Genomic DNA, 10,303 nt, shown 5'->3' on the forward strand with positions numbered 1-10,303 from the left:
TACATTGCTTGCATGGCAAAAGTCACGTTTGATTCGGTCACTATCCAGTACCCCGGCGCAGCATCCCCATCGGTCGCCGGGTTGGATCTAGAGATTGCCGACGGCGAATTCTTGGTGTTAGTAGGTCCATCAGGCTGCGGCAAATCCACCACGTTGCGCGCACTGGCCGGGCTGGAAGACATCAGCTCCGGACGCATTCTCATTGGAGAAGAAGACGTCACTGGCACCGAACCTGGGCAGCGCGATATAGCAATGGTGTTTCAGAACTACGCCTTGTACCCACACCTAACCGTCGAACAAAACATGGGCTTTGCGTTAAAACTGGCGAAAGTGCCGAAACGTGAAATCGCCGAAAAGGTTGCCGCCGCCGCGGAGATCTTAGGGCTGACGGAATACCTCAAGCGTAAGCCGAAGGAACTCTCCGGTGGCCAGCGCCAGCGCGTAGCCATGGGCCGGGCGATCGTGCGGGAACCGAAAGCTTTTTTGATGGACGAACCGCTATCTAACCTGGATGCAAAGCTGCGGGTGCAGACACGTTCTGAGTTGGCTGCTTTGCAACGACGCCTAGGTACTACAACGGTATATGTCACCCACGATCAGGTAGAAGCCATGACCATGGGTGATCGCGTGGCGGTGTTGAAAGACGGTTTGTTACAACAGGTTGCCCCGCCCCGTGAGCTCTATGAGCACCCGGCCAACGAATTTGTCGCCGGGTTTATAGGTTCACCAGCGATGAATATTTTCTCAGCCGACACCGGCAGCAGCGCTGCCGACAGCCCCGGCGCGACCGGCAGCGTCGGGGAGCGCGGAGGCATTCGTTTCGGCGTGCGTCCGGAAGATATGCACATTCACGCAAGCAAAGAAGTTGCAGGCGCGAGCACGATTCCCGGTGCACATGACACCATCGCCGGCACCATCGAGATTGTCGAAGAGCTCGGCGCTGAATCCTATATTTATGTCTCCCCAGCTGACGGGCCTGAGGCTTCCCTGGGCGGCACCCCCGAACGTTTTGTCGCACGATGGACCGCCGATACGCGCCCGAGACGCGGCGAAAAGGTCACGTTGTCTTTTGACCCGGCGAAAGCTCACCGCTTCGATGCCAAAACCGGGCAGGCACTCCAACAGCCCCAATAGTTTCCTACCGCAACACACCCCACACGGGGGTGATTTGCCAGAAATCTTCTCGTACCCGTGTGGATTCGCCTTAAGGTTAGACCACACCTGTGTGTACACAGCCACTTGCGAGCCACCCGTACGGCACGTCACACAAGAACCATAAGAAAGGTGCTTCTTCCATGACTTCCCAGCCACTCAAGACCACCACGCTGCCATCGCTCCGCGCGCTCGCTACCGGCCGCACGGGAAAGGTCGCTGCCACGGTTTTCGCATCGTCGCTGATGCTTACTGCTTGTTCCGTGGAAAATACCGCAGAATCTGACTCCACGACAGACTCCACAGACAGCAAGGCAGAGAAATCGGCTTCGGGTGAAGAAGGTCGCGGACCGATCACCTTCGCGATGGGCCGAAACGATACCGACAAGCTCACCCCCATCATCGAGAAGTGGAACGAAGAGCACCCCGATGAACAGGTCACGCTAGAAGAACTCGCCGGTGAAGCCGACGACCAGCGCGAGACCCTGGTGCAGTCGCTGCAGGCTGGCAACTCGGATTACGACGTTATGGCACTGGACGTGGTCTGGACGGCAGATTTTGCTGCCAACCAATGGCTGGAACCACTCGAGGGCGACTATGAGGTTGATACCTCAGATTTGTTGGATGCCACCGTGGAATCCGCCACGTACCGCGATACGTTGTACGCACTGCCGCAAAACACCAACGGCCAACTGCTGTTCCGCAACACCAAGCTGGTGGATTCCGAGCCAGAAAACTTTGCTGATCTGACACAATCCTGTGCGGATCTCGACGATTCCGTCGAGTGCCTGACCCTGCAACTGAAGCAGTACGAAGGTTTGACGGTCAACACCATCGGATTTATTGAAGGCTGGGGTGGCTCTGTCCTAGATGGTGACAACGTCACCGTGGATAGCGAAGAGGCGAAGGAAGGCCTGCAGGCTCTGGTTTCTGCGTTTGAAGACGGCAAGATTTCCTCGTCTTCCCTCTCAGCCACCGAAGAAGAAACCAACCTGGCGTTCACCGGTGGCGAGACCGCCTATGCCATCAACTGGCCTTATATGTACACCAATGCTGAAGAAGCAAGCGCCACCGCCGGCAACTTTGAGGTATCCCCGCTCGTCGGCAAAGATGGCGTCGGTGTGTCCACTCTGGGTGGCTACAACAACGGCATCAACGTCAACTCTGAGCACAAGAAGACTGCTTTGGACTTCATGAAGTTCATCATCAGTGAGGAAAATCAGACCTCATTCGCAGAAAACTCCTTCCCACCAGTATTGGCATCGATCTACGAAGATGAGTCGCTAGTAGAGAAGTTCCCATACCTGCCAGCCCTGAAGGAATCACTGGAGAACGCGGCACCACGCCCGGTTTCGCCGTTCTACGAAGCCATTTCGAAGGCTATCCAGGACAACGCTTATGCTGCGTTGCAGGGCGACAAGCCGGTGGACCAGGCTGTTGCTGACATGAAGAAGGCTATCGAGGCCGCTTCCAACTAAAATGCCTGCACGTACTACCTGGAGTTCGCAACTTCGGCAGGCTGGTTGGCTTGTTGCCCCAGCTTTGATCGTGCTCGCCATCGTGATTGGTTATCCGGTGGTGCGCGCGATCTTCTTGTCGTTTCAAGGTAACCGCCGACTCGACCCGGAAACCGGACTTTTTACCGAAGGCGGTTTCGCCGGTCTAGAGAATTACCTGTACTGGGTCAATAGCCGATGCATGGGTTCTGACGGCACGGCGATCACCTGCCCACCGGGTTCTTTGGCCACGGATTTTTGGCCAGCGGTGGGGATTACTCTCTTTTTCACCGTCGTTACGGTCAGCCTGGAAATCATTCTGGGCATGGCGATGGCGCTGATCATGAATGGGAAATACCGCGGCCGCGGGCTAGTGCGCGCTGCCGTGCTGATCCCATGGGCAATTCCGACGGCTGTGACCGCGAAGTTGTGGCAGTTTATGTTCGCAGACCACGGCATAGTCAATTCGCTACTGGACGCCAATATTCATTGGACGACGGACCCGTGGGCTGCACGATTCGCGGTAATCATCGCCGATGTGTGGAAAACTTCGCCGTTTATGGCTTTGTTGATCCTCGCTGGTCTGCAAATGATTCCCGATGAGGTCTACGATGCCGCCAAGGTCGACGGCGCAAGCCGTATGCAACGCTTTGTTCGAATCACATTGCCGCTGGCGAAACCCGCACTAATGGTCGCGATATTGTTCCGCACCCTAGACGCGCTGCGTATGTACGATCTGCCAGTGATCATGATCTCTGGTTCCTCGAATTCTCCAACGGCGGTGATTTCCCAACTGGTCGTGGAAGATATGCGCCAGGGTAACTTCAATTCCGCCTCTGCCCTTTCCACGCTGATCTTCCTGCTCATCTTCGCGGTGGCGTTTTTCATGATCCGATTTTTCGGCGCTAATGTTTCCGGCAACCCGCGTGGTCGAACCAGCTCTGACCGTGGTCGGCGCGCACGCGCGAAGGCTGCCCGTCGGCAAGCAAAACAAGGGCAAGCAAAACCGGAACGCACCGCAACACCGCAGGAGGTGTCCTAAATGAGCACTGCACGACCTCAGACAGTTCCACGCGCACGTGCCCGCCGCGGTTCTTCGCAACTATGGCACTACCTGGGCTTAACGTTCATCATCTTCTGGGGCCTGGCACCGTTTTATTGGATGGTGGTTACCGCACTACGTGATTCCAAGCACACCTTCGACACCACACCGTGGCCCACGCACGTCACTCTGGATAACTTTACCGACGCCTTGGCCACCGACAAGGGCAACGACTTCCTAGGCGCGATCTTCAATTCGTTGTTGATTTCCTTGGCGACGACTGGCTTGGCCGTCGCTGTCGGTGTGTTTACTGCTTATGCGATTGCGCGTCTGGAGTTTCCGGGCAAAGGTTTTATCACCGGCCTGATTCTGGCAGCTTCCATGTTTCCCGCGATCGCTTTAGTTACCCCGTTGTTCCAACTGTTCGGCGATCTGGAGTGGATCGGGACGTACCGGGCGATGATTATCCCGAATATTTCTTTCGCTCTCCCTTTAACCGTCTACACGCTGGTGTCTTTCTTCCGACAACTGCCGTGGGAGTTGGAAGAAGCCGCGCGTGTCGACGGTGCATCGCGCGGGCAAGCTTTCCGCCTGGTGCTGCTGCCGCTGGCTGCCCCGGCACTGTTTACCACAGCCATTATCGCTTTTATCACCACCTGGAATGAATTTATGCTGGCGCGTCAGCTCTCCAACCGCGATACCGAACCGGTGACCGTGGCTATCGCGCGTTTCTCCGGACCTTCTGCGTTCGAATACCCGTACGCTGCCACCATGGCCGCTGGTGCACTGGTGACGATCCCACTGATCATCATGGTGTTAGTCTTCCAGCACCGCATCGTCTCTGGACTGACTGCCGGCGGAGTGAAAGCCTAAACCTGATGCGGGAAGACCTCGCGTGGCAAGCCATTGCCGGTTTTGTCGGTTTTTTCACCGTGCTGTCCGGCATCCAGGCGGTCTGGAACATATTCCAGGACGAACCGAGGGTTGTGCCGGCACTTTTGTTTGCGGGCATGCTTGTACTGAGTTTCTTGGTCTGGCGCGCTCGACCATAGCCCGCCAGCCACACATCTCCAGCCACGATTCTGGCGTAGCTCGTCATCCCCACTACGAAACCACGAGCGCTACAGTTTTGTTTTGTGACTAAACTCACCTACAGAAAAACGTGCTTTCTCTTACAAAACCAGCCTATAGTCTAAACATGACTATTTCCTCACCTTTAGAGAACTTGGCTGCGGAAACCACCGCGGAAAAGATCGCTGACCTCAAACGCCGTCGGGAAGAAGCCCACGCGCCGATGGGCCCAGCCGCGCATGAGAAGGTGCGCTCGCAAGAGCGGCTGACCGCACGTGACCGGCTGGATTACCTACTCGACGAAGGATCTTTCGTCGAAACCGACCAACTCGCCCGCCACCGAACACAAGACTTCGGCATGGGGGTACGCCGCCCAGTCACCGACGGCATCGTCACCGGCTGGGGCACCATCGACGGCCGCGAAGTCTGCATCTTCTCGCAGGACGGCACAGTCTTTGGCGGCGCACTAGGTGAGGTCTACGGCGAAAAGATGGTGAAAATTCAAGAACTAGCTATCACCACTGGCCGCCCACTCATCGGTCTCTACGAAGGCGCTGGCGCCCGCATCCAAGATGGTGTGGTCTCGCTGGACTGGATTGCGCAGACTTTTTATCAAAACATCCAAGCCTCCGGCGTCGTGCCACAGATTTCGGTCATCATGGGTGCCTGCGCCGGCGGCAACGCCTATTCCCCAGCCCTGACAGATTTCGTGGTCATGGTGGATAAAAAATCCAAGATGTTTGTCACCGGACCGGACGTCATCAAAACCGTTACCGGCGAGGAAATCACGCAAGAAGAACTCGGTGGCGCCTCCGCACACATGGGCCTGGCCGGCAATTCACATTTCACTGCCGAAACTGATGAGGAAGCCCTGGACTGGGTACATGACCTGGTTAGCTACCTGCCGACATCCAACCGGGTGAGCCCGCCGCGCGAGCACCATATTCCGGAAACTGGCGCTATCGAAGAGCACCTTTCTGATGCCGATAACGCGCTGGATTCCATCATCCCAGATTCCCCTACCCAGCCGTATGAGGTCCGCGATGTTATCGAAGCGCTCAGCGACGACGGAGAGTACCTAGAAATCCAAGAAAAGCGTGCCGAAAACGTGGTCATTGCTTTTGGTCGCATCGAAGGCCAAACGGTCGGTTTCGTCGCCAACCAGCCCCAGGTCTATGCAGGTTGTTTAGATATTGATTCTTCCGAAAAGGCTGCGCGGTTCATCCGCACTTGCGATGCCTTTAATATCCCCATCGTGTTGCTTGTCGACGTCCCTGGCTTCTTGCCCGGTGCCTCACAGGAATACGGTGGCATTCTACGCCGCGGCGCGAAGCTGCTTTATGCCTATGGTGAGGCCAGCGTTCCCAAGATCACCGTCACCATGCGCAAGGCCTACGGCGGCGCCTACTGCGTAATGGGCTCGAAAGGCCTGGGCGCCGACGTGAACTTGGCCTGGCCAACCGCGCAGATCGCAGTCATGGGCGCAGCCGGAGCCGTGGGCTTCATCCACCGCAAAGAATTGAAAAAAGCTGCCGACGAAGGCCTGGATACCGCTGCCCTGGCCGCATCATTTGAGCGTGAGTACGAAGATTTCATGCTCAATCCTTACAAGGCTGCCGAACGCGGCTTGATTGATGCAGTGATCCTGCCGAGCGAAACACGCGGCATGATCGCACGCAATCTGCGTTTATACGCGGATAAATCTGTCGCCCGCCCGGCACGCAAACACGGCAACATACCACTGTAATTTCGCCATCCACCGTAATTTTCAATTAGCTTTCCGAAAGGATAATCAAATCCATGTTCCCCGCAGTAACCCCCACAGGCTCCCCGCTGTTTTCCATCACCAAAGGAAACCCTTCTGACGACCAGCTAGCAGCGCTATCTGCAATCGTATCCTCGCTGGCAGCACGCCCCACCCGCACCACGGCAGCCCGCACCCCACAGACCCGACGCCTTGTGGCCGACATTGGACGCGAGTACCAGCCACTACAATTCCCGCATGTACGTTTCTACTAAATATTCCAGTATCATTTCCTGGTTTGGTTCCTGTTCTCTAAACTAGAAGATTATGACTGCTTCCCAACCGGATATGACTACCACCGCAGGCAAGCTCGCCGACCTTGCCCAGCGGCTAGAAAACGCAGCGCGGCCCGTTGGGGCTGAGGCCGTCGACAAGCGCCACGAGGCCGGGCAACTCACCGCACGTGAGCGTGCCGAGCGCCTATTGGACGCCGATTCTTTCGTCGAAACCGACGCACTTGCTCGACACCGGGTCAGCGATTTCGACTTAGAGCACAACAAGCCACTCACCGATGGCGTAGTCACGGGGTACGGCACCATCGGCGGGCGTCGAGTATGCGTCTATTCCCAAGACAACACGGTTTTCTCTGGGCAGCTCGGCGAAGTCTATGGCGAAAAGATCTGCAAGATTTACCAGCTGGCCACCAAAACCGGCCAGCCAATCATCGCTATTCACGAAGGCACCGGCCCGCGCTTTGCCGAAGGGATTGTCACCCTGGCGATGTACTCCAAGATCTTGTCGCACATGACCGCAGCATCGGGCGTAATCCCACAAATTTCGGTGGTCACTGGGCAAACCACTGGGCTGCATGCATTTGGCCCAGCTTTTTCAGATGTCACGATCATGGTGGATGGCGACGCCAGCCTGCACCACGCGAGCGAAGCAGCCATCGCTCATGCCACCGGAACTCGCCTGGATACACAAGCGTTGGGAAGCGCACAGGTACATGCCACCGAGTCCGGCACCTGCCACCTGCGCGCTGAATCCGACGCGCAAGCATTAGAACTAGCACGCACCGTCGTCGACTACCTGCCAGTAAACAACATGGCAGAAGCGCTGCGGACCGAAGCAGAAATCCAGGTCGGCTCCGTACAAGACAACGTCACAGACACCGATTACCAATTGGACGATCTCATTCCAGATGACACCTTCGCCGCCTATGATGTGCGCGAGGTACTTAATATCGTCACCGATGACGGCATTTTCGAGCTGCAAGAAGAATACGCACCGAATATCGTCACCGCTTTCGCGCACGTCGAAGGCCGCGCCGTGGGAATTATCGCGAACCAGTCCGCACACCAATCCGGTGCTCTCACCTCCCAAGCAGCCGAAAAAGCCGCCCGCTTTATCCGCACCTGCGATGCCTTCAACACCCCAATCATTGAGTTTGTGGACTCCGCAGACTTCGTACATAGCGCCGACGAAGAGCGCGCCGGGCTGCTGCGCCGCGGAGCCAAATTGGCTTATGCCTATGCCGAAGCGACAGTCCCGAAGGTCACAGTGATTTTGCGCAAAGCATTCGGCACCTCGTACGTATTCATGGGTTCGAAGGATTTGGGCGCAGACCTGGTCTATGCGTGGCCAACCGCCCAGATCGCCATCGCCGGAGCCGAGGAAACTGCACGCGGTATTTATGGTGCCCAATTCGAAGGCGCAGCAGACGGTGCCGAGAGCCTGGCAGAAAAGGCCGCAGAGCTGGAAGAAAAATTCATCCACCCCTACGCTGCCGCCGAACGTGGCTACGTTGACGCTGTCATCCCTCCGAATGAAACCCGTGGCCAACTAGTAGAAGCGCTCCGCATGCTGGGCCGCAAGGTGGTAACGACACAGCCGAAAAAACACGGCAATATCGCACTATAAAAATTCGCGTTACAAGCATTCGTGCTACAAGAACCTGGAGAAGCTGTGGAATCTTTTTCTATCGTCAACGGCACCCCAAACGACAGTGAGCTCACTGCTTTGTCGGCCGTTCTCGCACAAGTCGATGCCCGGGCCCGTGCGGAAGCCGCCGGGGTCTATGCCCCGCATAACCGCTGGGGCACGGGACGCACCCTTGCTGGCCGCCCAGTGTATAACCCTTCCGCCTACCGGAATGCGCACTTTGACTAAACACAACGCACAACCCGCACAGCCTGCACATCCCATACCGCGTATAGTTCTCGCTTCCCAGTCGCCTTCCCGCGCTGGGATTTTGCGTTCGGCCGGCGTCGAGCCCGTGATAGAGCCCGCCGATGTGGATGAAGACGCCATCCAGGCTGAACTTAGCAACGCCAGCCCCAGTGAAATCGTGACTGCACTGGCGCACGCCAAAGCACAAGCCATCGCGCAAATTTACCCGAATGATGTGGTCATCGGTGGTGATTCCATGCTGCTTCTCGACGGCATATTGCAAGGTAAACCGCACACTGAACAAGCCACGATTGCGCGGTGGCGCGCCCAAGCCGGCCGCAACGCCCAGCTGTTGACCGGGCATTGCCTGATATTTGGCGACGAAGCATACACTGAGGCCGCCACAACTGACATTGCCTTTGCACAAGCCAGTGAAGCTGATATTGCTGCCTACGCGGCGACCGGTGAGCCATGGCAATGCGCCGGTGCTTTCACACTCGAAGCACTCGGTGGTTGGTTTATTGATCGTATCGACGGCGACCCGTCATCAGTAATTGGTTTATCGCTGCCAGTCGTGCGCCGCGCGCTGTACCACTTTGGCTTTGGCGTTTCCGACTTCTGGAATGCTTAACCACCTTTAACCGCAAACCTGCGGCATCTTCTTGCGGAATCTCCAGTAGTCTATGGGCATGGAAATGAAAGACATGCTAGCCCCAGAGCCATTGAAATTGCCTGCCGATCCGGCACAGGCGCAGGATCTACAAGCGGCAGAAACCGCACTGAAATTCCCAGAAAGCCCCTTGGTGTGGGCCTTCCGGGCCGAAGAGACGCTGAAAATGATCAGCGACGACGAAGCCGAGTCCATTTCTTCCTTGTGGGCTTCGCAATCTACTTCCGAAGGTTTATCCCGGAACGAAACTAAGCTAATTGCTTATTCCTGCGCCCGCACCGGCTACCACCGTGGCCTGGACCGTCTCCGTGCGAACGGCTGGAAGGGCTGGGGCCCGGTTCCGTTTTCCCACGAGCCCAACCAGGGGGTGTTGCGAGCGATCGCCGCGCTGGCACTGGCCTCGAAGGTCATCGGTGATGACGACGAATACGATCGCTGCCGCCAGATGCTTTCTGATGCAGATCCTGGCAGCGTCGAAAAGCTGCTGGGCGAAAGCAGCTGAACCTCAACGCGCAGCGTTTAGCTTTTCACTGCCTTCGCTGCCTTCGCTGCCCGGGCCTCCACACGGGAGATAACCTCGGCGGCGATTTTTTCTTGAATGCCAGATTCCAGCTGCGAGCTAAAACCGACGCAAGAGCAGTTGATTTCACCGAGCACGTAAGCATCGCGGGCTTGCTTGTTTTGGCCAATACTCTCGGCGCCCGTGTTTTCGGTACGCACGCTTTCTGCTCCATCGTCGCCGTCGGCCAGAATAAAATCAGCGGTCCACAGCAATGGCATCGTGCCACCCAATTCACCGCCCAAACGCTCAGCAAGCACCGGGCGGAAACGATCAAACACGGCCAACAAATCCGGCCATGCCTCCGGGGCATCATGGGTGTAGTGCGCACCAGAAAATAGCGTCGCCGAGAAGTTGTTGCCGCCCGCAGCAGGCTTCTTGTGAATCACCGAAACCGGAG

At 57.0% G+C, this 10,303-nt stretch carries 11 protein-coding genes and 1 pseudogene; 11 read left to right on the plus strand and 1 reads right to left on the minus strand.

The window, feature by feature from the left end; all coding sequences use genetic code 11:
- Positions 1-12 precede the first annotated feature (12 nt).
- The 11 genes from A5774_RS00605 to A5774_RS00655 all read left to right on the plus strand — a co-directional run bounded on the left by A5774_RS00605 (position 13) and on the right by A5774_RS00655 (position 9,846).
- Entirely contained in the window at positions 13-1,134 is a 1,122-nt protein-coding gene (locus A5774_RS00605) for an ABC transporter ATP-binding protein (RefSeq protein ID WP_064832997.1), read from the plus strand.
- Between the two features lie 161 nt (positions 1,135-1,295).
- Positions 1,296-2,630: an ABC transporter substrate-binding protein gene (locus tag A5774_RS00610; protein WP_021351831.1), complete on the plus strand. Its 1,335-nt coding sequence runs from the start codon at positions 1,296-1,298 to the stop codon at positions 2,628-2,630.
- A gap of 1 nt (position 2,631) precedes the next feature.
- Positions 2,632-3,690 (plus strand): carbohydrate ABC transporter permease, encoded by a 1,059-nt coding sequence (locus tag A5774_RS00615; protein ID WP_064832998.1) that lies wholly within the window; start codon positions 2,632-2,634, stop codon positions 3,688-3,690.
- Positions 3,691-4,563, plus strand: coding sequence for a carbohydrate ABC transporter permease (locus tag A5774_RS00620; RefSeq protein WP_064832999.1), 873 nt, complete (start codon positions 3,691-3,693; stop codon positions 4,561-4,563).
- A 5-nt stretch (positions 4,564-4,568) separates the two neighbouring features.
- A complete protein-coding gene (locus A5774_RS11405) occupies positions 4,569-4,742 on the plus strand; it encodes a hypothetical protein (protein WP_174232465.1) in 174 nt (57 codons plus the stop codon).
- Between the two features lie 146 nt (positions 4,743-4,888).
- Complete coding sequence (locus tag A5774_RS00630; RefSeq protein ID WP_064833001.1) at positions 4,889-6,508, plus strand: acyl-CoA carboxylase subunit beta; 1,620 nt, start codon at positions 4,889-4,891, stop codon at positions 6,506-6,508.
- A gap of 53 nt (positions 6,509-6,561) precedes the next feature.
- Positions 6,562-6,780, plus strand: a complete 219-nt coding sequence (locus A5774_RS00635) for an acyl-CoA carboxylase subunit epsilon (RefSeq protein ID WP_023019072.1) — start codon at positions 6,562-6,564, stop codon at positions 6,778-6,780.
- Positions 6,781-6,832: 52 nt separating this feature from the next.
- On the plus strand, positions 6,833-8,425 hold the full coding sequence (locus tag A5774_RS00640; RefSeq protein ID WP_064833002.1) for an acyl-CoA carboxylase subunit beta: 1,593 nt from the start codon (positions 6,833-6,835) through the stop codon (positions 8,423-8,425).
- A gap of 45 nt (positions 8,426-8,470) precedes the next feature.
- Positions 8,471-8,674 carry an acyl-CoA carboxylase epsilon subunit gene (locus A5774_RS00645; RefSeq protein ID WP_021351839.1) on the plus strand — a complete coding sequence of 68 codons (204 nt, stop codon included), beginning with the start codon at positions 8,471-8,473 and terminating at the stop codon, positions 8,672-8,674.
- Positions 8,675-8,708: 34 nt separating this feature from the next.
- On the plus strand, positions 8,709-9,305 hold the full coding sequence (locus A5774_RS00650) for a nucleoside triphosphate pyrophosphatase (protein ID WP_231892289.1): 597 nt from the start codon (positions 8,709-8,711) through the stop codon (positions 9,303-9,305).
- A 58-nt stretch (positions 9,306-9,363) separates the two neighbouring features.
- Complete coding sequence (locus tag A5774_RS00655; protein ID WP_064833014.1) at positions 9,364-9,846, plus strand: DUF3151 domain-containing protein; 483 nt, start codon at positions 9,364-9,366, stop codon at positions 9,844-9,846.
- 17 nt (positions 9,847-9,863) lie between these two features.
- On the opposite strand, the pseudogene A5774_RS11410 reads toward A5774_RS00655, so the two are convergent.
- Positions 9,864-10,303: pseudogene (locus A5774_RS11410) on the minus strand (hypothetical protein); the annotation flags it as partial.

It is taken from the genome of Corynebacterium sp. EPI-003-04-2554_SCH2473622 (assembly GCF_001665955.1).
Taxonomy (GTDB): domain Bacteria; phylum Actinomycetota; class Actinomycetes; order Mycobacteriales; family Mycobacteriaceae; genus Corynebacterium; species Corynebacterium pseudodiphtheriticum.

What these genes read in the sequence shown, in the direction of transcription:
- A5774_RS00605 (WP_064832997.1), top strand. Translation starts at nt 13, where the DNA reads ATGGCAAAAGTCACGTTTGATTCGGTCACTATCCAGTACCCCGGCGCA.
- A5774_RS00610 (WP_021351831.1), top strand. Translation starts at nt 1,296, where the DNA reads ATGACTTCCCAGCCACTCAAGACCACCACGCTGCCATCGCTCCGCGCG.
- A5774_RS00620 (WP_064832999.1), top strand. Translation starts at nt 3,691, where the DNA reads ATGAGCACTGCACGACCTCAGACAGTTCCACGCGCACGTGCCCGCCGC.
- A5774_RS00615 (WP_064832998.1), top strand. Translation starts at nt 2,632, where the DNA reads ATGCCTGCACGTACTACCTGGAGTTCGCAACTTCGGCAGGCTGGTTGG.
- A5774_RS00640 (WP_064833002.1), top strand. Translation starts at nt 6,833, where the DNA reads ATGACTGCTTCCCAACCGGATATGACTACCACCGCAGGCAAGCTCGCC.
- A5774_RS00630 (WP_064833001.1), top strand. Translation starts at nt 4,889, where the DNA reads ATGACTATTTCCTCACCTTTAGAGAACTTGGCTGCGGAAACCACCGCG.
- A5774_RS00655 (WP_064833014.1), top strand. Translation starts at nt 9,364, where the DNA reads ATGGAAATGAAAGACATGCTAGCCCCAGAGCCATTGAAATTGCCTGCC.
- A5774_RS11405 (WP_174232465.1), top strand. Translation starts at nt 4,569, where the DNA reads ATGCGGGAAGACCTCGCGTGGCAAGCCATTGCCGGTTTTGTCGGTTTT.
- A5774_RS00635 (WP_023019072.1), top strand. Translation starts at nt 6,562, where the DNA reads ATGTTCCCCGCAGTAACCCCCACAGGCTCCCCGCTGTTTTCCATCACC.